The following is a 24,126-nucleotide window of genomic DNA, read 5'->3' on the forward strand; positions in this document are numbered from 1 at the left end:
CAGTGGATCGGGTGGAGAATGGGGATTTTTACCATGCACGTCTTCTGTCGCTGGCTTGGAAGGGTGATCCATCTGCGCTTGAAATTGTTCTCAAAGTGGACACACAATACATCATGTGTACAGGTGAGGTGTTTGCCGCATTGAAGGAGAAAGTCCAGGTGTGAGAGGTTTGCCATGAAATCTTTTGCAATAGCATTGGGTTCGAAACGATTGTCGCCATTTGAGGAAAATTTGGCTTATGGAACGAAGCTTGCTTTATGTAATTATTAATGAGCGTGAGTAGATCTGAAAATGTCTCACGTGTAAATGTTCCGGAAAGACGGTCCGGGCGAAGAGAGGAGGACCATCATGAGCCAGATGATGACGCGAAGCAGGGGTGTGGGTGTCATAGGCGTGATCCTTGGTCTTAGTGTTCAATTAGTGGGAGGAGCGGAACTAACTGGTCAGGCAAATCGCCAACAAATGAGGGATGTTGCGACTGTAGCCATTGAACCAAGGAAAAATCACGCGGCGGTTTTTCTGGAGGAGACATTTCCTATTGTCGACCGGCGGTTTGTACAGGTTGCAGATGATAAGCAGCGGGTTTCATCTGGTAAGGAGGCATTGTACCAGCCCCCACAACGAGGGGCTCCAGGAGGACGGGTCGGTGGAGGAACCAGAGGTCCTTCGGCTGATCTTCCATTAATGTGGGCCTTGGTTCCTGACCATGTGGGATTGTCTGCCGAGGTGCAACCACGATTGGTCTGGTATCTATCAAAGAAGACGACCTACCCTTTGGAATTGACCATCATAGAGGCGACGGGAGTGAATCCGATAATTGAGAAAGGGATTTCCTCACCGACTGAGCCCGGGATTCAGATCATCCGGTTAGCAGACTATGACCTGAGGCTGGAAAAAGGAAAAACCTATCAATGGTCTGTGGCTCTGATCTCCGATCCCGAACACCGATCAAGAGATCTGATTGTCGGAGGGATGATCCAGGTAGGAGATGTCCCGGTCTCTCTGGGTGAGAATATGAGGAACGCCAATCCCGTTGAAGCGACGAGGTTATGGGGGCAAGCGGGGTTTTGGTATGACGCCATAGGCGTGATTTCCACCCAGATTCAGTCTAATCCTTCAGATCCCGAGATGCATAATGTGCGAGCGTCCTTGCTCGAAGAGGTGGATTTGGACATGCCGGCGCAGGTGGATCGCCAGCATGGATTATGACTGCGGCTTTTTGACAGTGGGAATTGGAGGTTTGTATGGGCAAGCCCACGAAGGTCTTGTCTCGGCGGGTGTTGACAGGACCAGAAATTTCCTTCAGTCCGTGATGCCCGTGAGTTATTGAGCCAGCTTCTTCCGTTCTAGGGGAGCCGGCTCCCTTCCCCCTTCATCGTACCCGCAGTTATGGAACCTGTCCCTGCCGTTGTGGCGGGGACAGGTTTTCATTTTTTGGAATGTTGAGAAATGTCGCCAGCGGTGTTTTCGCCTCTTGGCCGTGCTCACGTACTTTTCCATACCCTCCGCGCGTCCAAGTGCCTGCGGCCTTCCCTTCGCGAAGCCTCAGGACAGGACTGGACGCGCATTTTTGAATAATCCATTATTTACTCCCTGTGAGCCTAAACCACCAATTCAATTGTGAATAAGCGGGGCAAAAACTTGAAATATTCAACAGCCCATTTTTTAGAGGACTTGAACGTCTTCATCGACACCGTTCTTCCGGTAAGCTGCTTTCCGGTGCATCGAACGGTTGCTTCTGCGAGATACCAAAATCCCTTGTACTCCGCTCTTCCTGGGCGCTGACAGGCTCACCTGTAGATTCCGTTCCTCGTCATCGCATTCTGATTGACAATTTTTTCCTTAATCCTCGCATCAGATTCATCACTTCGTTTCAGCCATGTATGTCTCCTGGTACTTGGTAGGAATGGCGATACTCCGTTTTCTTATATGAATTAAGTCTCATTGTCGAGCCGATATTGACTCCAAAGGGGTGTGGCCAAAACCATACCAACCCTGAGGCGTTTTCGTGTTTAGCTTTCAAATGGGCCCTCTTTCCTTTTCACTGGCATGTTTCTCCTCCATCTGAATAGATTCCACAAGTTTTTAATGGCATGGGCCCTTCTGTGCGGGGCGATAGGGACTATTCAGGAATCCTTCGCGAATCCCCTGGATATTTTTCCTCCCTATTCGAATTTTCAGGAAGAGGCGGGGGAAGAAATTCATGATACGTTAATTGTCTCCATACCGGTGACGTCTTTCGGGAAGGGTAGGGGTTCGGAGCCTTTTGTTGAAGACATGTACCAGGACCCTGTCTTTGCAGACGTCTACTTTGATGACGTCCGGTCTTCCATCAAGGGTGGTATCGAGGGTTTCCTCCACGAAACGGTAGCGCTTCTTAAACAGGAAGATCAGTGGGGAGTACGAATTGAAGGACATTGTGATTCGCGCGGCACGTCTGCCTATAACCTGGCCAGGGCCGACTATCATCTGAGATTTCTTGCCGGGTTTTTGGAACAGTTGGGGATTCCCTCCGGGCGAATTCATCCGGTAAATTTTGGTCAAACTCCTTTTTCCTGTCAGAGCGGGAGTGAATGGTGTCAGGAGGATAACCTTCGCGCGGAACGAATTTTTTCTATCCTGGCCGTTGACCGTTTTCAACGGGGATGTCTGGCGCGATTACGTTTTGTGGCTGGAAAGGATTCGGATCGAGCAACTGGATATTTGAAGCGCACCCGTTATTTGCAACGCATTCAACTGGCCTCCCCTCAGTTCACGCCTTTCCCCTGAAGGTGTCTCAACCTTCCCCTTCCTCCCCATTGTAAAAACAAGGTATTTTGCGTTTCCGCAAAAATCGGCTGCTTTGTGAAGGCATCTCCATTCGGGAAGGCTATAAAATATCCAGGATAAATTCCCAATGAACTCCCTGATCCTGAACACCTCCATCGGGAGGATCCTCCACGTGATTTAACTGCTGACCCCAATACAGACTGGCATGCGCCCGGTTGAAGAAGGACATGCGGATTCCCGCGCCAATACTGGCCAGCGTCTGTGGATCGGGGGTGTCGCGTTTGGCATCCCATGAACGACCCACATCGATGAAGGGAGCCAGAGCCACCGCCACCTTTGGACCAAAAAAGTTTGAAAACATCGGGATTCGTGATTCCACGTTGAACAGAAACGCATTATCCCGCACCAGATAATTTTCCCAGTACCCCCGGACGCTGTACCGGCCGCCGACGGCAAACTGTTCCAGGGCGAATAAGCTGTCGTTGGCAATCTGTAAGGTCAGGCCGCCGAGAAATTCGATGCCGAGAGGATCGACGCGTCGAACATATTGGGCCTGGCCTAACCAGACAAAAAATTCCCCGTCCGGGTCATCCGAGGTTTGTTTATTGTTGGTGGCATCCAGTACGTTCAATCCCACACTAAATCGGGATCGAATCGCGAGGACCTGATTGGACTCGCGGTGAATCCATTCCTGCCCGAACCGGAGTGCTGACACGATAGCCTTGCCGTTATCGGTCGCGCCGCGCTGAAAGGAAAACCCCGTTCCACCGAGGAAACTTTGATTCTCCAAATGTTCTCCGACGAGAGAAAGGGCAATTTCGTCATTGAGTGTGCGATAGATGGGCTGACGTAAAGCGATTTTATAAATTTGGGATTTGGTCCTGATATCCAGATCATCGAATGGTTTTGTGACGACGTTAAAGTCATTGAATCGGAAATTCAGTTCGAGGGTAGTATCCCGTGCGGTGAGCGGGATGATGTAGTTGGCTTCAATGAGAGGCTGCAATCCTTTGGATTGGCCGTAGGTAAAGTGAAAGGCATCGCCCAGCCCGAACGGGTTCTGCACAGCGATATTTCCGAGACCACGCGACTCGCCAACCGTAGGTGACTGAAAGTTGTTGAATTCAACCCATGCCCTGAATGGTGAAGCTTCCTCTACCTGCACATGAAGGACCCCTTCGCCGGGTTTCAGGCCGGGTTTTAACTCCGTGTTCAACCGTTCCGTGCGCGGGTCTTGAAGAAGGAGCTGGAGTTTTTCCTTCAAGGGGTTGATATTGAGCGGTGGTCCGCTGCTCAGGGCAATCCGGTCTTCAAAATAAAACGGTAGAAAATATTTGGTGCCTTCGATTTGGATATCCGTCAGTTTTCCCTCAATTATCTGAATCGTGACGACTCCATCCTGTAGGGTCTGATCCGGGATCACTGCTCCGGAGTTCACATATCCTTTATTGACATAGAGCAGGGTTAAAGCCCGGCGCAGTTCTTCCAGATCATTGGTGGACAACTCACGGTTTTCGAATGGGGCTGTGACCTTGGCTAGCTCTTCCTCTGAAAAGACGGTACTTCCCTTAACTTGAATTTTCCGAACCATGACCCGAATCTGGGGAGGGGCCCCTTCCAATTCGGGTATGGTTTCCACCGGAGGCAGTGTAATATCGGGAGCAGGTTTTGGGGGTAGGGGTTCCGTTTTTTTTTCGAGCGGCGGGGGTTGACCGAATCGTCCCGTAGGATCAAACCCGGGCCGGACCTGTGCCAAGAGTTGATCTTCTTGGCCGACTCCCGGAAAATATTGTAGGGATAGGATGAGGAGGACGAGAAGTCCCTTCCCGATGTCTGCCGCCCGGAAAATCCGTTTGACGGATGAATAGGAGAGGGGACCTGAACCAAACAACGCATTCCTCGCCGCCATGAATGGCATTCAGTAGAAGAGGTTGTCTGCTCTAGGGATGTTGTTATACAGGAAAGAGTCAATAATTACTAGGGAACCATCTGATGATCGATGAAGGCTGGTTCTCGTCGCTATTGAGGAGGGTGGCCCCCCTTATTCAAAGAAGTTCTAATGGGATAGAGTGAGTGGAAGAAAACCTACTCCATCAACCTCTGTTTCGTGTAAGCAATCCGGTTTGGTTAGTGACTTTCTTTTACGAGATTTTTGTTCCATTCCGGGATTTCGATGATGAGATCTTTTTCCCCATTCGGTACGCACTGGCATCCGAGTCTTGATTGCAGGGTGAGCCCTGGAGCTTCATCTAATTGGTCATTTTCGTCATCAGTGGCCTCGTTACAGGTGTCGAGCCCTTGTTTCACAATGATATGACAGGTTGAGCAGGCACAGACTCCGCCGCATGCATGTTCCACATCGATGCCATTTCCCAGCGCAATATCTAAGATGCTCCCAGGTAATCCTGTCTCTCCATAAGGGAACTTCTCCGGGTCAACCTCAATTTCAATAGGCTTTTCTGGTGTGATAAAGGTAAGTTTAAATGGTTTTTTTGCAACCGCCGTTTCACTTTTCTCAATATATGGATTACTGCCTCCCATTAAATTCTCCTTATAAATCAATATGTTAAAAATTTAATTTCAAAAAATTTCACGTTGGGTCATTTTTTGTTCTTACTAATCCGACTAAATGGATCTCCGACCATTTTAGTCTTGACTGACCAAAGAGGTCAATGCTATGTTAAGTCCGATCATATAAGTCGGTATTATGGCTAATTGAAATTTACCAATATTAATACTTAATTATGCTGAAGCTTTCGAAAAAAGCAGATTATGCCCTGATGGCTCTTCAATATATGGCCATGGTCCGATCTGGGGAAACCAGTCCTTTTAATCCTAATAGGATAGTCAATACCAAAGAAATTGCTGAGGAGCATCATATCCCATTGGAACTGTTAGCCAAAGTGCTTCAGACCCTGGCCAAATATGACATGGTGGAAAGTCAAAATGGACCCAAGGGAGGCTATCTCTTGGTCCGTGAGCCACGGGAGATCTCTATTGCCCAGGTGCTGGAAGCGATTGAAGGGCCACTTGGGATTGCCGATTGTTACCATGAAAAAGATGAACATGCTCCCTGTGAACAAATAGAGCATTGCAATATCCGGACACCTCTGTTGCGCGTACAAGAAAGCATTTTTCATTTACTCAATAGCATGTCTATTGAAGATATGATGGCCGAGCCCCCCTTAATCATTGTGGAATCTCGTAAAACAAAAGGAGTTCAATTATGAAGTTGCCTATATATTTGGATAATCATTCAACGACCCCCTGCGATCCTCGGGTACTTGAAGCGATGCTCCCCTACTTCACCGAGAAATTCGGGAATGCGGCCAGCCGGAATCACAGTTTCGGTTGGGAAGCGGAAGAGGCTGTGGAAGTGGCCAGAAAGCAGATTGCGCATCTTATTCACGCCGATGCCAAAGAACTTATCTTTACCAGTGGAGCAACGGAATCGGATAATCTGGCCTTACAGGGCGTAGTCGAAATGTACCGGGAAAAAGGGAATCATATTATTACAGGTTCGACGGAACACCGGGCGGTGATTGATACGGCGAAATATCTGGAAAAGAAGGGCGTCAAGGTCACTTTCCTCCCTGTTGATAAAGCAGGCATGGTGAGCCCGGATGACGTACGTAATGCCATTACCGATCAGACGATTTTAATATCGATTATGATGGCCAACAATGAGATCGGTACGATCAATCCTGTGGCGGCAATCGGAAAAGTTGCTAAAGAAAAAGGCGTCCTCTTCCACTGTGATGCAACGCAAGGAGTGGGAAAAATTCCTGTGAATGTTCAGGAAATGGGTATTGATCTGATGTCCTTTACCGCCCATAAGATTTATGGTCCAAAGGGCGTAGGAGCCTTATATGTCAGACGTAAGGCGCCAAGAGTGAGGTTGGAGGCGATGATGTATGGCGGGGGGCATGAGCGGGGTATGCGATCGGGAACCTTGCCTGTGCCGCTCATAATTGGATTTGGAAAAGCGTGCGAACTATGCGAGCAGGAGATGTCTTCGGAGTCTGTTCGTATGGCCAAGATGCGTGATCGCCTTCAAGAAGGCATTATGAGTAAGATGGATGAGGTCTATTTAAACGGGCACCCAACGGAACGGTTGCCGAATAATCTCAATATTAGTTTTGCGTATGTTGAAGGAGAGGCGTTGCTCATGGGGGTCAAAGAAATTGCGTTGTCTTCCGGTTCGGCTTGTACTTCGGCTACGCTTGAGCCGTCCTACGTGTTGCGTGCCCTAGGAGTTGGATCGGATTTGGCTCATTCATCGATCCGCTTTGGGCTCGGTCGGTTTAATACCGATGAGGAGGTGGAATACACCATTGATCGAATGATCAAGGCTGTGACGCACCTTCGAGAAATGTCCCCGCTTTATGAGATGGCCAAGGAAGGGGTGGATTTGAAAAGTGTTCAATGGGCAGCTCATTAATTGCTACAATTGAAGAAATAGTCAAAAGAGTTTTAAAAAATACCATGTCATACCATACAACAAAGGGAGGGATAGTCCATGGCCTATAGTGAAAAAGTCATTGATCATTACAACAATCCCCGTAATGTGGGAAGTTTTCAAAAAGATGCCGACGATGTCGGAACAGGGGTTGTTGGAGCCCCGGAATGTGGCGATGTGATGAAACTTCAAATTAAAGTCGAAAACGACACCATTGTGGATGCCAAGTTCAAGACGTTTGGCTGTGGTTCGGCCATTGCCAGTTCCAGTTTGGCGACCGAATGGCTCAAAGGGAAAACCCTAGAAGATGCTCAAAAGATTAAAAATACGGATATTGTTCATGAATTAAATCTTCCACCCGTCAAAATCCATTGTTCCGTGTTGGCGGAAGATGCCATTAAAGCGGCCTTGGGGGATTATCAGAAAAAAGCTGGAGAGAAAAAACCCAAGCCGGAAGCAGCCACTACTTCATCCTAGCTTTGGGACCTGTTTACGATTTGTTGTAGGGAGAATTGGTGATGGAAACAAAAACTACGGAAAGCAATTCAACGGTTGCCATGACCGATGAGGCGTTGAAAGAGGTCAAACGGTTATTGGACCTTCAGGGAATTACTGAAGGAGGTCTTCGGTTGGGAGTGAAGGGTGGCGGTTGTTCAGGATTGAGCTATACCGTCAACTTCGATGACAAGATCGGGGAGTTTGATACCGTTACCGAGGTGGATGGCGTGAAAGTGATCGTCGATGCAAAAAGCGCTATTTATCTTCAAGGCATGACCCTGGATTATCAAAAGGACATGGTGAGTGGAGCCTTTAAATTTATTAATCCCAATGCCACCAAAACCTGTGGGTGCGGAGAGTCGTTTTCAGCGTAAGATCAATCTCATTCAACCACATAGTGACGTATCCACTCGGGCATGGGGCTGTTCCCCGTGCCCGAGTCGTCAGAGCCGGATATCATGGAACCCCAACAGCAAGCCACGACAAAACCCCGCGAACTTCCGATGGCGCGCAGTATGTGCTGGCACTGCCAATCCGAAGTCACGGGAGAATACCTCTGTGGCCAGTGTGTCAAAGTTCAGCCACTTTCGAAAGACTTGGATTATTTTTCCTGCTTTCAACTGCCTCGTTTGTTGAATATTGATGAACAACAGTTGGAGCAGACTTTTTATGAATTAAGTCGTACTTTTCATCCGGATTTTTATTCGACCAAAGATGAATCGGAAAAAGCCATTAGTTTGGGAAATTCGGCGTTTTTGAATACCGGTTATCGGATACTCAAAGATCCTATTCAACGGGCCGAATATTTAATCCGCTTAGAGGCTGGAGCAGTAAAAGATATTCGATCGAATCCCCCTGCTGATCTGTTTGAAGAAGTTCTTGAGTTACAAGAGGATTTGGAAACCTTCCGTCAATTGGCCCCCAATGGCACGTCATCGGAACTTGAGGTGCTTCGGACAAAGTTGCAGGACGAACGGGAAGGTCTGGAAAAACGACAAGCCGAAATGGAAAAATCCCTGCAGCATAAGTTCACGGAATGGGATCAGTTGCAGGGAGAACCCCCTGATTCGAGCCAAACCCGTGAAAAGAAAAATACTCTGTTGCGGGGTATGCAGGAAATTCTCTCTAATCGAACATACGTGCGGAATATGGTTGACGATTTGCTGGAAACGACGGGCTAACCGTCATCATTAAAAAGGAATATGTTGTGGGTCGTATTGTTGGCATTGATTTAGGAACGACAAACTCGCTGGTTGCCTTTATGGATCAAGAAGGGCCTCATGTCATTCCAGGTCCGGACGGGCAGACCAAAGTCCCATCCATCGTGGGGTTAACGGATAATGGGTTGATCGTGGGGGAACCCGCAAAAGCCCATTTGATTCGTGACCCTTCCCGTACCATTTATTCCGTGAAGCGGTTTATGGGAAAGGGGTTAGACGATGTGAAGGACGAGTTGAAGTATTTTCCCTATCAGCTTCATGAAAAAAACGGAGTGATTCGCATTGAAGTTGGAGATAAGACCTATTCTCCGCCTCAAGTGTCTGCCATGATTTTGAAGGAATTAAAGCGGCGGGCCGAGGAATATTTAAAAGAAGACATCTCCAAGGCCGTGATCACGGTCCCGGCGTATTTCAATGATAGTCAACGACAGGCCACCAAAGATGCCGGGCTGATTGCCGGGATGGAAGTTTTGCGAATCATTAATGAGCCGACAGCCGCTTCGCTGGCCTATGGCCTACAGAAAAAAACACAAGGGCTGATTGCGATCTATGATTTAGGCGGGGGAACGTTCGATATCTCTATCCTCAAATTAAAGGACGGGATCTTTGAAGTCCTGGCCACGAATGGGGATACTCATTTAGGGGGAGATGATTTCGATCAACGGCTCGTTGATGTCATGGTTGATGAAATTTTAAGAATTCAGGGCTTGGATATTGGCGAGTCTCTCGATTTGATGCAAACCGTTCGGCTTGAGGCGGAACGCGTCAAAGTTCGGCTGTCTGATGAAACGCACACGAAGGCTGTCATTGAGCTTCCCGATGGGAAATATGAAAAGACGTGGACACGGGAGGACATGGAAGCGTTAACCATGGATTTGGTGGAACGTACTCTTGCTCCCTGTCGAAGCGCGCTCAAAGACGCTGGATTACATGCTAATCAAATTGATGAAGTGGTCCTGGTCGGCGGGAATACTCGCATGCCGCTGGTCTGGCGAAAAGTGGAAGAACTTTTTGACAAAAAGCCTCACTCTGAACTTAATCCTGATGAGGTCGTCGCGTTGGGGGCGGCTGTGCAAGCGGATATTTTAGGGGGGCATACCACGGATCTGTTGTTACTGGACGTTACTCCCTTGTCATTGGGAATCGAAACAATGGGTGGGGTCATGAGTGCGCTGATCCGTCGAAATACCACGATTCCAACCAGTGCAAAGGAAATGTTTACCACCTATGTCGATGGGCAAACCTCTGTGGATATTCATATCCTCCAGGGAGAACGGGAATTGGTCAAAGATAATCGAAGTTTGGCCCGTTTCCAATTAAAGCTTCCACCTTTGCCGGCAGGGGTGCCTCGTGTGGAAGTCAATTTTCTCATTGATGCCAATGGGATCCTACACGTGACGGCCAGGGATATACGGACAGGTGAGGCTCAGTCGGTTCAGGTGAAGCCTTCCCATGGACTGACCGACGACGAGGTGGAAGGCATGATTCGGGATTCTTTCCAATTTGCCACAGAAGACATCAAAGCCCGTCAGATTATTGAAGCCCGAAATGAAGCCAATGCGATCATTGTGGCAACCGAAAAGGCTCTGGTGCGCGCAACGAATTTAATTAATGACAAGGAAACTGAAAGCATCCGCCGGATTTTGCAGCAGCTTGGTGAAGTCAAAGAGGGAGAGGATCATCGTGTGATTCGTGCGAAAATTGCTGAGGCTGAAAAGACGACTCACCATTTGGCCGAAGTGTTGATGGATGCCACGTTGAAAGAAGCTCTCGAAAGTAAGAAATTATCTGATATCATTAAATAATCCCTCAATTGGGAGACTGTCCGCAGGGAAAAATTCATTAATCCAAGGGGAAGAACGTATGGCTCAGGAATTCATGTGGGGTGATACCGAAGATATTGCTATTCGGCTGCAGGAAGAACATCCTGACCTTGATCCGTTAACCGTCAGGTTTACGGATTTGCATGCGTGGGTGGTTGCTCTTCCTGAATTCAAAGACGATCCTAAAACGTCCAATGAAAAAAAACTGGAGGCCATCCAAATGGCCTGGTATGAAGAGTTTCAGGACGCCCAGTCCTGAGAGTGCGAAATGCTTTGCATTCGTCCTGCCGAAGAGTTCAATTAAAATGGGGTAAGCTGGTTGGTGGACTCCGAGTTCAACCGGTCGAACTCAAAAAAATCCATAGGGTTCGCTTTCTGAGGAGCCGCTTTTCCTGGTTCCGTCCCTTTACGAAAAACTTCCGTACTGATGTTTCGACTGTTCTTTGATGGCAAATCACCAGTCGTGGTGTCGATCTGTGCGAATTGAATATCACTAGGGATGGGAAAGGTCATAACGGGTGAGTTGAGAAGTGCTTGATCCATAAACCGGGTCCAAATTGGGAGGGCCGCATGTGCTCCGGATTCCAATCTGCCCAGTGTCCGAACCCCATCAAAACCCACCCATACTCCCGTCGCCAAATTCGGAGCATACCCGACAAACCACGCATCGTTATAACTATTGGTGGTTCCCGTTTTTCCTGCCAATGGCCGCCCAATAGATTTGGCGAGTCTTCCTGTTCCGCTTTGAATGACATCCATGAGCATATTGGTGATCAAGTAGGCGTTTTCCTTGGTCATCGCCTGTTGAGGTTCGAACAGATGCTGTTCTAAGATCTCCCCGTTGAGGTTCTTTGCATGCGTAATCAGGTAAGGTTCAAGCCACAATCCCTGATCCGCGAAGACGCCATAGGCAGAGGTGATTTCTTGGAGGGTCACGCTGGAAGATCCTAAGGCCAGGGAGAGGTCCTGGCTGAGTGGACTTCGAATTCCGAGGTTGCTGGCGATATTGACGACTTCGGGAACTCCAATTTGTTCAAGCAATCTCACGGTTGCGGCATTACGGGAATGGCGCAACGCTTCACGTAGGGTAATTGTCCCAAAAAATCGTTTTTCATAATTTTCTGGTTTCCAAATCCGGTCTAAATCCTCGTCTTCATACACCACGGGGGCATCAAGAATTAGGGTTGCCGGTGTCAGGCCCTGTTGGAGTGCCGAAGCATAAATGAGTGGCTTGAATGCTGAGCCGGGTTGTCGACGTGCAACCACTGCTCGATTAAACTGACTCCGAGTAAAATCATATCCTCCCACCATGGCTTGAACAGCACCAGTCCTGGGATCCAAGGCGATAAGGGCGCCTTCCACAATTGGAGTTTGCTCTAAGATAAATTCCCCAGACTCGACAGTGCCGTTTTTGGGAGCGACTTCAATAATATCCCCCACCTTCAGAAGTTGGAGTGGTGAGGCTTTATCACGGACGACCGCCGTTCCAACGTCCCCATTTTTCTCCAATCGCCGTTGAGCCCAGCGCATATCCTCGAAAAGAATAGAGCCTTTATAGGTATTTCCAATCAAGACTTGAGCAGATTTTTTAGTCACGTCGGTCACGAGGGCTCGGTAGAGGCCATGGACAAGAGCTGCCTTTGGACTCTGTAGTTCCGGAAAGGTATCCGGAGGCGTAAAATCTTTGGAAAAGGCAATATGTTCAATTGGTCCGCGCCAGCCTTGCCGTTTATCTAATTGACGGAGACCTGTGCGAACGGCCTCCTCCGCGCTTTTTTGCATGGGAATATTTAAAGTGGTGTAGATTCGTAGCCCACCCCTATACACGAGGGTTTCTCCGTACCGATCCACCAGGTGCTGACGGACCTCTTCCAGGAAATAGGCGGCGATCGGTTCAATGGACTGATGGCGGTAGGATAGGGTTGTGGCCATGGCCGCTTGCGCATCCTCGTTGGTGATATACCCTGCTTCTACCATACGACCCAAAACCAATTCTTTCCGCGATTTGGCCAGATCTGGATTCCGATAGGGAGAATAGGTGTTCGGGGCTTTAGGAAGGCCAGCCAAAAAGGCTGATTCAGGAAGAGTTAGATCGGAGACATTTTTATCAAAATAGGTTAAGGCGGCTGCTGCCACTCCATAGGCACCGTGACCAAAATAAATTTGGTTTAGGTACATTTCTAAGATTTGCTCTTTGGTCAGCACCCATTCCATTTTTACCGCAAGAATGAGCTCTTTGATTTTTCGCTGATACGTTCGTTCCGGAGAAAGAAAAAGGGCTCGGGCTAATTGTTGGGTAATGGTGCTCGCCCCTTGGAAACGACCACCTTTTTTCATATTAGTCCAAGCCGCCCGCCCGATGCCGATAATGTCTAGTCCAGGGTGCTCAAAAAAGCGAGTATCCTCCGTTGCAATCACGGCTTGTGTGAAGGCTTGAGGGATTTTATCGATAGGGGTATACAGACGACGTTCGATGAAAAATTGCCCAATGATTTCACCGTTTTCTGCATAGACTCTTGATACTAAACTGGGATGGTAGTCTTGGAAGGAGTCAAACGTAGGAAGATCACGAGTCGCAATCCAGAGAATTCCCGCAATGCCTCCTATCCCGATACACAAGGCTAGAAACGTGGTGACTATGGTAATTCGAAGCCAGGACCAGCCGCGTAGCTGGGAAAAGAACGTCCGGGATTTACTCATAGAGAATAAGTAACCAAAAACGGCCTAGAGATAGGAAAGATTTTGGATGGTATCAATGAGGAAGAAAGTTTCACTGGCCTTTTATTTACGATACCCCGAGATAGACGAAAACACAAGATCAATATCTGTTTCCTGCAGATGGCAATTGGTGGCCATGGCCTATCCAAAAGATGTTGGGTTTGGAAGTGTGAAAAATAGGGCGGAAGGAAGATAGAAGAATTCAATGCTCACAGCCCTCTTATTTGACAAACTGGTCTGGAATGGAATGTAGGTTTGGGGCTAAATGGACAATCCTGTAGGTCTTCTGCCAGATTGACAAACTTTTTCACCCCATGGTACCACCAAAGGTCAAGTGAATTTTCAGCATTTCTATTACAACGAAGGAGAGAAATTATGTCTACAGATGTTGCCGCAGAAGTTAAAGTGGGAGACGTGGCCCCGGATTTTACATTAAAAGACCAAGATCAAAAGGATATTAAACTCAGCGACTATCGTGGAAAGAAGAACGTGGTTCTGGCATTTTATCCTCTGGATTGGAGCCCTGTCTGTACAGGAGAAAACAAATGTTTAACCGATGATTTTCCAAACTTCGGATCGGTCAATGCCGAAATTTTTGGTGTAAGCTGTGATAGCTTTTTTTCCCACAAAGCTTGGGCTGATTCCTTAGATCTCAAGCATCAATTACTCGCCGATATGCATCGGACGGTGTCTAAGGCGTATGGATTATATTTTGAGCCGTTGAATTGCTCAAAGCGGGCTACGGTGATTGTGGATAAAAATGGAAAAGTGGCCTATGCGAAGGTTCAGGATATCAAAACCGCTCGTGACGACAAAGAAATTTTGGAAGCGTTGAAAAAGTTAAATTAATCCTGAGGATGTTCAAACCGAAGGAGTTGGTTCTTGAACCTACTCCTTCGGTCTGAAATCTTTGATCGCGAGGCTGTGATGTCCGGTATTGTTGAAGATGTAAGCGACGACAATTACGAAGGGTTTACCGAGGCTTCGGCTGCGATTGTGGCTTATGGCATTGCGACTTGTGAACCTTGTAAGGCGTATGATCCTGTTCTGGCTGAAATCGCCCAACAGTTTACGAATGTGCGATTTGGAAAAGCCAAAATGCATGTTCCGGGACGATGCCGCGCCATTAAAAAGCGGCATCAATTTGAAACGTATCCCACCACCCATTTCTTTTCCAATGGAATGCTTGTGCTCACCAAAGAGGGCAAACTAGAACCCGCCGAACTTGCCAGCTTGATTCGACAATCTTTCTCTATTCAAACCTAGATTCTGTTTTGGTGGATCTATATTGATCCATATTCCACACCTGGCTGGCAGAGGTTTCATTTTGACCAGCAGAATATACCGATTTTCCCCAGCGACAGGTCTTTGAATGTGTTGAAGGGTTTTGAGATTCAGAGCTATACAGAATAAACAGCCACAGCGCCTGGTTGCTGGCTCACGGAGACTCGATAGAGAGGTGGTGCTTCGAAGTGGGGCACCAGTGTTTCCCAGATGACTTTTGCAAGCGCGGAATCTGTAACGGGGATGTTGGCAAAGGCCTGATCCTGGCTCAGATTTCGTTGGTCAAACCTTGTAATGACATGGGTTCTGACGATTTGATCCACAGTGTCTAAATTCATAACCTGCCCTGTGTCTGGGGAAATTAGGCCTTTGATGGCAATCCACAGATCATAATCATGTCCTTGGGGATTACTCGTCCTGAGTTGATGCACTGCAGAAAATGCATAGCGTCGAGCGATTAAGGCCGAATCTCTTTGGGAGGATTGGAGATCTCCATCCATGAAGCTCGCGTTCACTTCAGCGTAGAGGGTTTCGTCTTCGTAAAGACGAAGTGCATCTGGATTAGGAAGGTCTGGATGCTTTTCTAAAATGTGCCATAGGATAATTGCAAAATTTTCGGTTGTGGGAATTCGTTCAGAAAAATAGGGAGTATCAAGATTTAAGTTTTTATGATCAAATTGTTCCAGAACCGCATTTAAAATGTTTTTTAAATCATATAAATTGATGATCATTCCTGTGACAGGATCGATGTCCCCACGCAAGGTGACTTCCAATAAATAATTATGGCCATGGGTATTCACATTATTACAGAGATCAAAAACGGCACGGTTTTTTGCGTCGTCCCATTGAGGGTTGTGGTAGCGGTGGGAGGAGCAAAACTCTAGGCGTTTGGTGAGGGTCGCTTTAGGCATGGGGAACCTCTATAAAAAAGAAAAGGGCTGGAGCTTGGTTGCCTATGGGAGTCCAAGTCCAGCCCTAATTGGTTAGGGGTCTGAGAGAATATTTTTTAGGTCGAGAACGAGCTTCCACATCCACAGGTGGACTTCGCTTGAGGATTTTTAATGGCAAATCCCGACCCTTGCAGACTATCCACGTAATCGACTTCTGCGCCGCTGAGCATTGGGGCGCTCTGGGAATCCACAATGACCTTCACGTCGCCTTTTTCAATGATGGTGTCATCGTCGCTGGTTTTATCTTCAAACGACATTCCATATTGATAGCCGCTGCAGCCGCCGCCTTTGACGTAAATGCGCAAGCCGACGGAATTTTCTTCTTCTTTAATCAGTTCCTTAATTTTCTGCTCTGCAATCTCAGTAATCGTTACCATAGTTGTTGTATCCTCCTTTTAATCACACATTTTTTGTAGCTTCATCTTTCCTTTCAATCGGTTGAAAGGAGTTCAACATTGAGCTTACATCTTAAAGCACGACTTTTATTCTTGTCAATTTATAGAAGGACTGAGAGGTTGCGGAATCATGAAGAGTAAATGATGCATCACTCAAGATCTTTTAGCCATTCCTGCCTCAACTCCTGAGGAACTGGGGCTTCTGTGCGATATTGAGGGTGGAGGATAGTCAGAAAGGCAGGGACTTCATCCTGGGCCAAGAGGTCTCGAAAGGTTTGGGTGGTGGAAAATCGTACAAAATGCACGGCACTGATTTTATCTTCCTTGCTATGCCCAGCCTCAAAATTTGCAAAAACTGAGGTATCCCCAACCTTGAGGCCCACGGTATCGGACTGGTCAATATTCTGAAAAGAATCCAGCATCGATTGAATTTTTTCGGAATCGGTGATTTCGATAAACAGTGTGGCGCTCAATTCATCACGACCTGGTAGCAAAGCATTGTACACGTCACATTCTTCCTGAATTTTTCCGGGATCAAAGATTCGCTCTATTCGAATCATTTCTTGTATTTGAAATAGCAGGGTTTCACGATTCTCAAACACGAGTGTCACGAGTTCCCCTACAGAAATACGGCGCCGTTTTTTAAGCGTAATAATTCGTTGCCGAATGTCGGCACGATTTTCTTCATATTGAGCGGCTGAGAGGAGGTCTTGTGGTGTGAGCAGGTTCATGGTGTTAATCCATAGGCGTTACGAACGACTTGAATAGGGTGAAGGGTCGATTGCGTTGGTGCAGTTTGAAGCGCCTGGTCCAGTTGTAGGGCCGACAGAGGGCAATCGGAGGCGACGACGTCGAAAGGCTCCTCTTGAATTTCTCGCACAGCTTTTTTGGCGATTTTCATTGAGAGATCAAAAAATTCAGTCTTGGCACTCCAGGCTCCATCATGGCCGGAACATTTTTCGATCAGATGAACCGTGGCCCCGGTCAGCTCCAACAATTCTTTTGATTTGAAGCCGATATTCTGATCACGTAAATGACAGGGAATTTGATAGGCCACGCGTCCAGGATTGAACTGGAAATCAAGGGAAAGCTTGCCTTCCCGTTTGAGCCGCATTAAATATTCACAAAGATCAAACGTGCGCTCACTCAAGTGCTTCATTTCAGGTGTGGGTTTGAGGTAAGGGTATTCCCGTTTGAACATCAGGCTACAACTGGGAGCTGGCACGACGATGTCATATCCCTGATCGAGATAGGGCGCAAAGAGTCGATATTGAGACTCGGCAATCTTGGCCATTCCATCGGTATCACCCAAGTCAAACCGTGGCATCCCACAGCACTGCTGGTCAGGGGGCACCACGACCTCAATGCCATTTTTCTCTAAAATTTGCACTGTGGCCTTCCCGATATCAGTCACCTGATATGTCACCAGGCAGCTTGGGAAGAAGGCCACTTTTCCCTGGCTGCGGGATGCGGGAGCCGGCTTCCGCTGGTTCCACCATTGGGTGAAGGTCTGGGATTGAAACGGAAGGACCTGACGGTTTTTGTGCACGCCCACCATACGTTCAGCCAGACTACGAAGCCAAGGGGTGCGAAGGGCCCAATTGGTTAGCGGGGCGGTCAGGCTGCCCAACTTTCCGATTAAATCGGTTTGGATCAGGAGTTTGTCACGCCATGTGGCGCCACCTTCAGCCGTCCGCTGCTTTTTCCAGGCAGCCATGAGCCGGGGGAAATCCAAATCATATTGATGGGGCGGAGAATAAGGACAATGGTTGAAACAGAGTTTGCAGTAATAGCATTCCTGTTCAACCTTTGTGAAATCCTGTGGGGTGAATTTTGTTGAGTCGCTCTCATACTCATCAATCCGGTCAATAAGCGTATTGAACGACGGACATAAGTTAAAGCATCGTCGACATCCGTCACAGACATCGAAGATCCGTCGGGTCTCGGTTTCGAGCTGAGACCGCGTCCAGCCGGGCGTGATAAGGTCAAATTTTGGCACAGGTTGTGACGTCGCTTGAAAAGGCTTTGGAAGACTGATTGCAGGGCGGCAACCTTTTTCATCAGCCACCGCCATGCGTCATAATGCCGAAATTATCAGCCCTGTTTCAGAGTTTCCAGCCCTTTCGTGAACCGGTTCGCATGGGATCGTTCCGCTTTAGCCAATGTTTCAAACCATTCGGCAAGTTCCTCAAGGCCTTCATCCCGAGCGGTTTTCGCCATACCGGGATACATCTGGGTGTATTCATAGGTCTCACCTTCAATCGACGCTTTCAAATTGGCTTCGGTGTTGCCAATCGGCACGCCGGTGGCAGGATCACCGACTTCTTTCAAAAAGTCCAAGTGCCCAAACGCATGCCCGGTTTCAGCTTCCGAGGTATCACGAAAGAGACCGCCGATATCGGTATAGCCTTCAATATCCGCGCGTCGGGCGAAATATAAATAGCGCCGATTCGCTTGCGATTCGCCGGCAAACGCCGCTTTTAAGTTTTCATGGCTCTTCGTGCCTTTAAGAGCTTTTCCCATGGAGTCCTCCTTTAACGGTTGTGGGGTGTAACCCCGATGATGAATGGTTGATTGAGCGCCCGCGGTGGCGGCGACAGGAGCCGCAATATCCACGGAAGGCGACTTGATAACTGGTAATTTCAAAATCTTTGGGAATGCCGGCCGGGGAGGTCAGGCGATTTAATCGGGGATCCATGACATCGACAATGGCTTGGCACTCCACACAAATCAAATGGTGATGGGGAGACAGGTTGGCATCAAATCGAGCCCGGGTATGGCCAATATTGACTTCATGGATCAAGCCGGAGGTACGTAAGACCCCAAGGGTGTAGTAGACGGTGTTCAGAGACATCATGGGAAATTGCGGAGCGACTTGGGTAAAGAGATCTTCCGCTGTCGGATGCGCAGTACTGCGGAGGAGCGCGTCGTAAATGGCCGTTCGCTGCGGAGTCGTTTTCAATCCGCAGCCCTGGAATTTCTGCTTGATGTCATTAAAAGAAATATCCATTCTATTCCTATTTAAGAATAATTACTATTTAACAAAGATCTCACGAATGGGTCAACCGAAGTCCGCCGACTGCATTGGAGCAAGCAAAGCCAAGATGATATTGGGAGGGTCCGTACTTCGGTGAGTCGTGCCTTAGAGATAGTTAACGTTCTTTAGGAACCCACTGTCGCCATCCTTGGCCTTCGTGTCCAAACTGAAAATGGGTGGGATGAAGGATCTCAGCCAAAATTTCAAGGGATTCAACCAGGCGCGGTCCCGGACGGTTGAAAAACTGGTTCCCATCTGTCAGGTACACCTTCTGATTTTGCACCGCTCGTAACTGTGGCCAAAAAGGATGGGATGTCATGACCGGCATTTCTTCTTGAATGCGAGCCATTGAAAACCCACACGGCATCAAAACCAGGAAATCCGGATCCGAGTCCACCAAGGCTTCCCAGGTTATCCAGGGGGCATGTTTCCCCTGCTGTCCAAAGACCGATTGACCTCCGGCCAGATGAACCAGTTCGGGTACCCAGTTGCCGGCAGCCATCAGCGGTTCCATCCATTCGATGCAGGCGACAGTGGGGGGAGTCAGTTGTTGTTGGGAATATTCGGCAATGTCGCCCATGCGTTGGTGGGCCTGTTTCATAAATTCCTGCCCGGCAGCTTGCTGTCCTAATCCTTCCGCCACTCTGGTCAGATCGTCCCAAACCCCTGATAAGTCCTGTGCGCTCAAGGAAATCAATGTGGGTGACGACCCAACTAAGTCGTGAAGGGCCCGCTGCACCTCATTCGCACTCACTGCACACACCTCACATTGGGTCTGGGTGACGATGACATCCGGTTGTAAGTTTTGCATCTGGTCGACCAGGACCTCATACAAGGAAAGGGCTGTCTGAAGACGTTCCGAAACCTGGGCATGGATAGCTTGGCTTGTTCCCTCAGCATTCACCGTGGCTTGAGTACAAACAGGCAGTTGGGTAATGTCAGAAGGAAAATCGCATTCGTGTGACCGGCCGACAAGCTGAGCGCGGCAGCCCAATGTGCAGACCATTTCTGTTCCGCTAGGAATCAACGACACAATTCGAGAAGACACAATATTTCCTTGAAGGAGAATAGGATGGGGAGGAATAATTGCTCATCCTACCTGAGGAGGGCAGGGCATCCGCAACATCTTTTTGTTTGCTTGTGCTGTTCGGGAGGGAGCCGGAAGAGAATGGAAGCTACCTTCCATCTATGGTACAAAGGTACATTCACCATGATCCGGCAAAACAATATCGATCATGTCTTGTGTATACCAAAATCAAAATCGCTATTGATCACAGAAATCTGATCTGCATTTATCAAGGAGGTATGTATGGCAGCCAAAGCGTATATTCTCATGAAAGTCAAAGCAGGAAAAGTCCAAGACGTATTAGAGACCCTCAAAGCCCTTTCTGGCGTGGAACAAGCTCATGCCTGTTTCGGTCAGCCGGATATCTTTGGTCTGGTCAATGCGCCTGATGACCGCGCACTGTCCAACCTCATCATGGCCAAAATCCACACAATCCCTGGAGTGGAAGAAACTGACACCCACATCGTCGTCCAGGATTAGTTTTTCTTTATCCTTGCGGTAGAAGCGGGGGACGACTCAAGGGGTAGGACCAAGAGCCCAGGACGAACTGAGGATTCTGGATGAGATGGAGAACACCTATGCTCCAGATTGTGGCCAGTTGCTTCCTCGTATTTACCATCCATCCAGGCGCTTCTGTTAGGCCGAGAGAGAACGAGAGAGAAAAGGATGCTGTAAAGAAAAAGCCGGGGTCTTTTGACCCCGGCTTTTGTCGTGATTCCGATTCGATATGAAATGAAATATTGAGATCAGAACAAACCGGATGCATGGCCGGAATTGGCCATGAAAAATAGCATAGGTATGGACAGTAGGGTATTGGTGCGTGACGCCAATAGAGCCATCCGCCCGGCCTTGGCTTTTTCTTCGGGTGTGGCTTCCTTGAGCCCAAGGACTTTCTTCTGATTGGGCCAAATGATTCCCCACACATTCAGCAACATGATCGTACCCAGCCAGGCGCCCATGCCGATCACGGCATCCTGTCCCTGCAGCATAAAGGCACTTCCCATCCGATGCTGATTCATCAGTAAGGCGGCGCCAAATATCCAGGTAAACAGGGCTCCCCAGCGAAACCACCAGAGTGCATTGGGCACCAGGTGTTTAAAGGCTTCAGCTTTGGTTTCGGGTGTGACGGCTTTGAGAAATGGCACTTGGATGAAATTAAAGTAATAGAGAATTCCAATCCAGGTAATGCCCGCGAGGAAATGTCCCCACGCTAATAAACTTTCCATAAAATGTCCTCGTATTCGTTAGGTTGATTAATTTAATTGTCGGAGGTGAGAGGTGTCACACCAGCATTTTGACCAGGCCGTACAGGACCACGGTCAATACAAAGCCAGCAATGATGGTGCCAGAGATCGTATCGAGCGGATTGCCCATTGTCTTCCTCCTTTATTGTTCGTAGAAATGAGAAGCGGGTTGTGTCATGTGGCGTACGGAATGTAGCCAACAACTATCTGGTGCCATAGCGTAACGTAGACCGGCTATCTTGTTCAAGATATCTGACAAAAGGATTCGCAATCCTTCACTTTTGGATGTTCCGACGCGTCTTTGGTGGAGTAGAAGCCGGTAGACAGAACCGCCACAGTTTCTTTGCCCATTCTCCCGCATAGTCCACGCCAATTCGAGGCAGAGTCTGAATCTGTTTTGGCGAGACGGCCAGACCGTGGTTTTCGATCCAAAGCGTGGTGCCGATGGTGGCATCCAATCCGTTATGGGTACGATCAATTTCTAGAAATCGGCAGACCCGACCAGGACCGTCGATGCGTCGGGGCAAATCCGGCGAATGATCTTTGCCCAGGATTTCCAGTCCTCGAATTAAGACTGCGGCAGGATATTCTTCCTGTTCGGTCACGATATTGAGACAGTGGTACATTCCATAAATCAGATACACATAGGTGAAGCCAGCCGGGCCAAACATGATTTCTGTACGTTTCGTTCGACCTTTGGAGGCATGACAGGCTTTATCTTTGGGTCCGACATAGGCTTCCGTATCCACAATTTTAGTCTGAATCGTACCGGTTGGAGCCTGCTTAATCAGTACTTTCCCCAGCAATTCCTTGGCGACCTTCAACGTCGGTCGTTCATAAAAATCTCGTAATAAGGGGTTTGGAAGCTTTGCGGTCATAGGGAATTAGGTGACATGAGGGCCGTAGGGCGGCAGAGTGGTCAACCGTCCATCGTCAAGTGGTCCGCCAACCGTGAAATGATAGAGCGATTGCCACTTGGTTTGAGGATGAACGCCGAGCACCCGATGCACCGGATCATCAAAAAAACAGCCGATCCCCGTTGACCGGATTCCAGCCGCTTCGGCCTCCAAATAGAGCACCTGGCCGATCAGCCCGGCTTCCCAAAACAACCGTTTGTAAAACCACGGGCCGAACGTGTCTAAGCTGTCATCGAATTCTGCCACCATTCCGAGAGCGAACGCACTGTCACCTGCAATGTCCTGTCCGCAACTGAGTTGTTTGGCCAGGTTTTGGGCGTTGCCTTCTTCTAGCAGATAGAGCGGAAGATCGCGTGGGCATGCTTCAGGAGTCGACCAGACAAACTGCTCATGCATCGCGCTTTTAAAAGACGAGATGTCCCGGTGGTTCGGACTTCGGTTGAGCCAATACAGACCCGGTGAGAGCCCGTCTATGCGGTGAATGAACAAAAAGAGGTGAATCGTGGGTTCCCAGGGAATGGCATCCCAGGGCATGGGGCGATCCGGAAGAGGCAAGCCCCCACTTGGCATAATCCGTTGCAACATGGTGAAAAAACGATCGGCGGAGAGGCCGGTTCGTCCGTCAAATGAGACGGCGCTCCGTCGTTGATGGATGATCTGCCCTGCCAAGGGTTCGGGTTCAAATTCTTCTCGTTCGTTCATAGGGGCAGTTGGGGAATGAAAGGTCATGCGTTCGGGTTCTTGGGTCGATTTCCAGGACGCGTCTGAGACGGAATCGATTATTTCCCACAAAACCGGCTCATCTTTGCTCAAACGGTTTGCCGTGCCTTTCCACTCCCCTGATGACAGCATTGCATCATCGATTTCGTGGAATGCCAGATTCAGAGTGGGAGGGGGTTGAAGGTTTCCTGGCCAGACGGCCGCCAATAGTTCCGGGAATTCTGGTTCGGCCTGGTGGAAGTCCTGTTTTCGAGTCAAACCCAAGAGCCGTGCAATCGTCTCGTCCGTCGTGCCACTCAACACCAACAAATTCCAGCCTAAGGTGGCCGCGGCAATTCGCAACGTGCCAATGGCATGGCCCATATCATGTTGGCAGTATCGAAAGGCCCGCTCTCCATATTTCCATGCTTCCCGCCAATGAATAGACGTGAGGCCTACCAGAAATCCCTCAGAAGGCATGCCTTGGAGTATCGATTGGGCGAGTTCAGGAGGAAGAGCCCAACGGTGTTCAAGGGCATGTTCCTTCGGAGCATAGTGGTACAGCCCTGGTTCCACTAAAAGGTGAGGCAGGGAACCTGTGAAGAGATACCCCTCCGTGGGGTGGAGGTTGCCGCTGGAAGGATTACTTCGTAATGCCCAGCTGGTTCCGTTGTAAGCTTTCCACGCCGTGAGTGATAACCCATATTCGAAGAAGCGAGAGAGGGTGTTGAGGGTCATGGGTTGTGAAGGGATCGAATGTGGATAAAAGAGAGACTCATAGGCTGGCGAAAGCGGGTCTTCGTCGAGTGTAAGATGAGGAAGCGCGATGAGCGGAGCGCCTTCGAATCGGCGAAAGGGGTTGGGCTGATTCGCCCAATCTAAATGTCCTAACGAGCGGGCGTACCGGTTGAACTCATGTTTGGTCTGCTCATGGTAGTGCTTAACGCGATCAAGAGCAGTTCTGGCTTCCTGTTGGGCGATGTCGGTCTTCATAAAGGCAAGTGTAGCACCGTGAGAGGGGAGTGGAACAAGAAGGCCTGTCCCGCC

The 24,126-nt window shown here is 48.8% G+C and carries 26 protein-coding genes; 13 read left to right on the top strand and 13 right to left on the bottom strand.

Annotated elements, in window-relative coordinates:
* The first annotated feature begins 2 nt into the window (after nucleotides 1–2).
* The 3 genes from PJI16_06590 (at nucleotide 3) to PJI16_06600 (ending at nucleotide 2,769) form a co-directional block, all read left to right on the top strand.
* Entirely contained in the window at nucleotides 3–164 is a 162-nt protein-coding gene (locus PJI16_06590; protein MDT3777221.1) for a hypothetical protein, read from the top strand.
* Between the two features lie 184 nt (nucleotides 165–348).
* Entirely contained in the window at nucleotides 349–1,209 is an 861-nt protein-coding gene (locus PJI16_06595) for a DUF928 domain-containing protein (GenBank protein ID MDT3777222.1), read from the top strand.
* A gap of 879 nt (nucleotides 1,210–2,088) precedes the next feature.
* Nucleotides 2,089–2,769: a hypothetical protein gene (locus PJI16_06600; GenBank protein ID MDT3777223.1), complete on the top strand. Its 681-nt coding sequence runs from the start codon at nucleotides 2,089–2,091 to the stop codon at nucleotides 2,767–2,769.
* A 100-nt stretch (nucleotides 2,770–2,869) separates the two neighbouring features.
* Here PJI16_06600 and PJI16_06605 read toward each other — a convergent pair whose 3' ends face one another.
* Together PJI16_06605 and PJI16_06610 are read right to left on the bottom strand one after the other, a co-directional pair.
* Nucleotides 2,870–4,678 carry a ShlB/FhaC/HecB family hemolysin secretion/activation protein gene (locus tag PJI16_06605; protein ID MDT3777224.1) on the bottom strand — a complete coding sequence of 603 codons (1,809 nt, stop codon included), beginning with the start codon at nucleotides 4,676–4,678 and terminating at the stop codon, nucleotides 2,870–2,872.
* A 218-nt stretch (nucleotides 4,679–4,896) separates the two neighbouring features.
* Entirely contained in the window at nucleotides 4,897–5,310 is a 414-nt protein-coding gene (locus PJI16_06610) for a 2Fe-2S iron-sulfur cluster-binding protein (protein ID MDT3777225.1), read from the bottom strand.
* A gap of 203 nt (nucleotides 5,311–5,513) precedes the next feature.
* On the opposite strand from PJI16_06610, the gene PJI16_06615 reads away from it, so the two are divergent.
* The 7 genes from PJI16_06615 to iscX all read left to right on the top strand — a co-directional run bounded on the left by PJI16_06615 (nucleotide 5,514) and on the right by iscX (nucleotide 11,028).
* Nucleotides 5,514–5,999: an Rrf2 family transcriptional regulator gene (locus tag PJI16_06615; protein ID MDT3777226.1), complete on the top strand. Its 486-nt coding sequence runs from the start codon at nucleotides 5,514–5,516 to the stop codon at nucleotides 5,997–5,999.
* Nucleotides 5,996–7,210 carry an IscS subfamily cysteine desulfurase gene (locus PJI16_06620; protein ID MDT3777227.1) on the top strand — a complete coding sequence of 405 codons (1,215 nt, stop codon included), beginning with the start codon at nucleotides 5,996–5,998 and terminating at the stop codon, nucleotides 7,208–7,210. Before PJI16_06615 ends, PJI16_06620 begins: the two co-directional genes overlap by 4 nt.
* A gap of 78 nt (nucleotides 7,211–7,288) precedes the next feature.
* A complete protein-coding gene (gene iscU, locus PJI16_06625) occupies nucleotides 7,289–7,705 on the top strand; it encodes a Fe-S cluster assembly scaffold IscU (protein MDT3777228.1) in 417 nt (138 codons plus the stop codon).
* Between the two features lie 41 nt (nucleotides 7,706–7,746).
* The gene (locus tag PJI16_06630; GenBank protein ID MDT3777229.1) at nucleotides 7,747–8,100 is read left to right on the top strand and encodes an iron-sulfur cluster assembly accessory protein; all 354 of its coding nucleotides are present in this window, start codon (nucleotides 7,747–7,749) and stop codon (nucleotides 8,098–8,100) included.
* Between the two features lie 84 nt (nucleotides 8,101–8,184).
* The gene (gene hscB / locus PJI16_06635; GenBank protein ID MDT3777230.1) at nucleotides 8,185–8,907 is read left to right on the top strand and encodes a Fe-S protein assembly co-chaperone HscB; all 723 of its coding nucleotides are present in this window, start codon (nucleotides 8,185–8,187) and stop codon (nucleotides 8,905–8,907) included.
* A 26-nt stretch (nucleotides 8,908–8,933) separates the two neighbouring features.
* The gene (gene dnaK, locus PJI16_06640) at nucleotides 8,934–10,751 is read left to right on the top strand and encodes a molecular chaperone DnaK (protein MDT3777231.1); all 1,818 of its coding nucleotides are present in this window, start codon (nucleotides 8,934–8,936) and stop codon (nucleotides 10,749–10,751) included.
* A 58-nt stretch (nucleotides 10,752–10,809) separates the two neighbouring features.
* Nucleotides 10,810–11,028 carry a Fe-S cluster assembly protein IscX gene (gene iscX, locus PJI16_06645; GenBank protein MDT3777232.1) on the top strand — a complete coding sequence of 73 codons (219 nt, stop codon included), beginning with the start codon at nucleotides 10,810–10,812 and terminating at the stop codon, nucleotides 11,026–11,028.
* A gap of 41 nt (nucleotides 11,029–11,069) precedes the next feature.
* Here iscX and PJI16_06650 read toward each other — a convergent pair whose 3' ends face one another.
* Complete coding sequence (locus tag PJI16_06650; GenBank protein ID MDT3777233.1) at nucleotides 11,070–13,469, bottom strand: PBP1A family penicillin-binding protein; 2,400 nt, start codon at nucleotides 13,467–13,469, stop codon at nucleotides 11,070–11,072.
* 393 nt (nucleotides 13,470–13,862) lie between these two features.
* Here PJI16_06650 and PJI16_06655 point away from each other — a divergent pair, with 393 nt between their 5' ends.
* Nucleotides 13,863–14,336: a peroxiredoxin gene (locus PJI16_06655; protein MDT3777234.1), complete on the top strand. Its 474-nt coding sequence runs from the start codon at nucleotides 13,863–13,865 to the stop codon at nucleotides 14,334–14,336.
* Between the two features lie 33 nt (nucleotides 14,337–14,369).
* The gene (locus PJI16_06660; protein MDT3777235.1) at nucleotides 14,370–14,753 is read left to right on the top strand and encodes a thioredoxin family protein; all 384 of its coding nucleotides are present in this window, start codon (nucleotides 14,370–14,372) and stop codon (nucleotides 14,751–14,753) included.
* Nucleotides 14,754–14,887: 134 nt separating this feature from the next.
* Here the strand turns inward: PJI16_06660 and PJI16_06665 are convergent, their stop codons facing one another.
* The 7 genes from PJI16_06665 to PJI16_06695 all read right to left on the bottom strand — a co-directional run bounded on the left by PJI16_06665 (nucleotide 14,888) and on the right by PJI16_06695 (nucleotide 20,204).
* Complete coding sequence (locus PJI16_06665; protein ID MDT3777236.1) at nucleotides 14,888–15,682, bottom strand: 6-carboxytetrahydropterin synthase; 795 nt, start codon at nucleotides 15,680–15,682, stop codon at nucleotides 14,888–14,890.
* A 95-nt stretch (nucleotides 15,683–15,777) separates the two neighbouring features.
* Nucleotides 15,778–16,098 carry an iron-sulfur cluster insertion protein ErpA gene (erpA, locus tag PJI16_06670; protein ID MDT3777237.1) on the bottom strand — a complete coding sequence of 107 codons (321 nt, stop codon included), beginning with the start codon at nucleotides 16,096–16,098 and terminating at the stop codon, nucleotides 15,778–15,780.
* Nucleotides 16,099–16,265: 167 nt separating this feature from the next.
* Entirely contained in the window at nucleotides 16,266–16,847 is a 582-nt protein-coding gene (locus PJI16_06675) for a DUF3501 family protein (protein ID MDT3777238.1), read from the bottom strand.
* Complete coding sequence (locus tag PJI16_06680; protein MDT3777239.1) at nucleotides 16,844–18,184, bottom strand: heterodisulfide reductase-related iron-sulfur binding cluster; 1,341 nt, start codon at nucleotides 18,182–18,184, stop codon at nucleotides 16,844–16,846. Before PJI16_06680 ends, PJI16_06675 begins: the two co-directional genes overlap by 4 nt.
* Before the next feature lie 26 nt (nucleotides 18,185–18,210).
* The gene (locus PJI16_06685; GenBank protein ID MDT3777240.1) at nucleotides 18,211–18,639 is read right to left on the bottom strand and encodes a rubrerythrin family protein; all 429 of its coding nucleotides are present in this window, start codon (nucleotides 18,637–18,639) and stop codon (nucleotides 18,211–18,213) included.
* Complete coding sequence (locus PJI16_06690; GenBank protein MDT3777241.1) at nucleotides 18,623–19,126, bottom strand: transcriptional repressor; 504 nt, start codon at nucleotides 19,124–19,126, stop codon at nucleotides 18,623–18,625. The genes PJI16_06685 and PJI16_06690 overlap by 17 nt, the downstream gene beginning before the upstream one ends.
* Before the next feature lie 142 nt (nucleotides 19,127–19,268).
* On the bottom strand, nucleotides 19,269–20,204 hold the full coding sequence (locus PJI16_06695) for a cobalamin-binding protein (protein MDT3777242.1): 936 nt from the start codon (nucleotides 20,202–20,204) through the stop codon (nucleotides 19,269–19,271).
* Nucleotides 20,205–20,462: 258 nt separating this feature from the next.
* Here PJI16_06695 and PJI16_06700 point away from each other — a divergent pair, with 258 nt between their 5' ends.
* Complete coding sequence (locus PJI16_06700) at nucleotides 20,463–20,699, top strand: Lrp/AsnC ligand binding domain-containing protein (GenBank protein ID MDT3777243.1); 237 nt, start codon at nucleotides 20,463–20,465, stop codon at nucleotides 20,697–20,699.
* 266 nt (nucleotides 20,700–20,965) lie between these two features.
* Here PJI16_06700 and PJI16_06705 read toward each other — a convergent pair whose 3' ends face one another.
* From PJI16_06705 to PJI16_06715, 3 genes are all read right to left on the bottom strand, one after another.
* Nucleotides 20,966–21,445 (bottom strand): urate hydroxylase PuuD, encoded by a 480-nt coding sequence (locus PJI16_06705; protein ID MDT3777244.1) that lies wholly within the window; start codon nucleotides 21,443–21,445, stop codon nucleotides 20,966–20,968.
* 293 nt (nucleotides 21,446–21,738) lie between these two features.
* Entirely contained in the window at nucleotides 21,739–22,341 is a 603-nt protein-coding gene (locus PJI16_06710; protein MDT3777245.1) for a DNA-3-methyladenine glycosylase, read from the bottom strand.
* Nucleotides 22,342–22,347: 6 nt separating this feature from the next.
* Entirely contained in the window at nucleotides 22,348–24,072 is a 1,725-nt protein-coding gene (locus PJI16_06715) for a SagB/ThcOx family dehydrogenase (protein MDT3777246.1), read from the bottom strand.
* Between the last annotated feature and the right edge of the window lie 54 nt (nucleotides 24,073–24,126).

The sequence above is a fragment of the Nitrospira sp. MA-1 genome, from assembly GCA_032139905.1.
Taxonomy (GTDB): domain Bacteria; phylum Nitrospirota; class Nitrospiria; order Nitrospirales; family UBA8639; genus Nitrospira_E.

Bases quoted from the DNA above. Each gene is read 5' to 3' on its own strand.
- PJI16_06595 (MDT3777222.1), top strand. From the start codon at position 349: ATGAGCCAGATGATGACGCGAAGCAGGGGTGTGGGTGTCATAGGCGTG.
- PJI16_06600 (MDT3777223.1), top strand. From the start codon at position 2,089: ATGGCATGGGCCCTTCTGTGCGGGGCGATAGGGACTATTCAGGAATCC.
- PJI16_06605 (MDT3777224.1), bottom strand. From the start codon at position 4,678: ATGGCGGCGAGGAATGCGTTGTTTGGTTCAGGTCCCCTCTCCTATTCA.
- PJI16_06610 (MDT3777225.1), bottom strand. From the start codon at position 5,310: ATGGGAGGCAGTAATCCATATATTGAGAAAAGTGAAACGGCGGTTGCA.
- PJI16_06615 (MDT3777226.1), top strand. From the start codon at position 5,514: ATGCTGAAGCTTTCGAAAAAAGCAGATTATGCCCTGATGGCTCTTCAA.
- PJI16_06620 (MDT3777227.1), top strand. From the start codon at position 5,996: ATGAAGTTGCCTATATATTTGGATAATCATTCAACGACCCCCTGCGAT.
- iscU (MDT3777228.1), top strand. From the start codon at position 7,289: ATGGCCTATAGTGAAAAAGTCATTGATCATTACAACAATCCCCGTAAT.
- PJI16_06630 (MDT3777229.1), top strand. From the start codon at position 7,747: ATGGAAACAAAAACTACGGAAAGCAATTCAACGGTTGCCATGACCGAT.
- hscB (MDT3777230.1), top strand. From the start codon at position 8,185: ATGGAACCCCAACAGCAAGCCACGACAAAACCCCGCGAACTTCCGATG.
- iscX (MDT3777232.1), top strand. From the start codon at position 10,810: ATGGCTCAGGAATTCATGTGGGGTGATACCGAAGATATTGCTATTCGG.
- PJI16_06650 (MDT3777233.1), bottom strand. From the start codon at position 13,469: ATGAGTAAATCCCGGACGTTCTTTTCCCAGCTACGCGGCTGGTCCTGG.
- PJI16_06655 (MDT3777234.1), top strand. From the start codon at position 13,863: ATGTCTACAGATGTTGCCGCAGAAGTTAAAGTGGGAGACGTGGCCCCG.
- PJI16_06665 (MDT3777236.1), bottom strand. From the start codon at position 15,682: ATGCCTAAAGCGACCCTCACCAAACGCCTAGAGTTTTGCTCCTCCCAC.
- erpA (MDT3777237.1), bottom strand. From the start codon at position 16,098: ATGGTAACGATTACTGAGATTGCAGAGCAGAAAATTAAGGAACTGATT.
- PJI16_06675 (MDT3777238.1), bottom strand. From the start codon at position 16,847: ATGAACCTGCTCACACCACAAGACCTCCTCTCAGCCGCTCAATATGAA.
- PJI16_06685 (MDT3777240.1), bottom strand. From the start codon at position 18,639: ATGGGAAAAGCTCTTAAAGGCACGAAGAGCCATGAAAACTTAAAAGCG.
- PJI16_06690 (MDT3777241.1), bottom strand. From the start codon at position 19,126: ATGGATATTTCTTTTAATGACATCAAGCAGAAATTCCAGGGCTGCGGA.
- PJI16_06700 (MDT3777243.1), top strand. From the start codon at position 20,463: ATGGCAGCCAAAGCGTATATTCTCATGAAAGTCAAAGCAGGAAAAGTC.
- PJI16_06705 (MDT3777244.1), bottom strand. From the start codon at position 21,445: ATGGAAAGTTTATTAGCGTGGGGACATTTCCTCGCGGGCATTACCTGG.
- PJI16_06710 (MDT3777245.1), bottom strand. From the start codon at position 22,341: ATGACCGCAAAGCTTCCAAACCCCTTATTACGAGATTTTTATGAACGA.
- PJI16_06715 (MDT3777246.1), bottom strand. From the start codon at position 24,072: ATGAAGACCGACATCGCCCAACAGGAAGCCAGAACTGCTCTTGATCGC.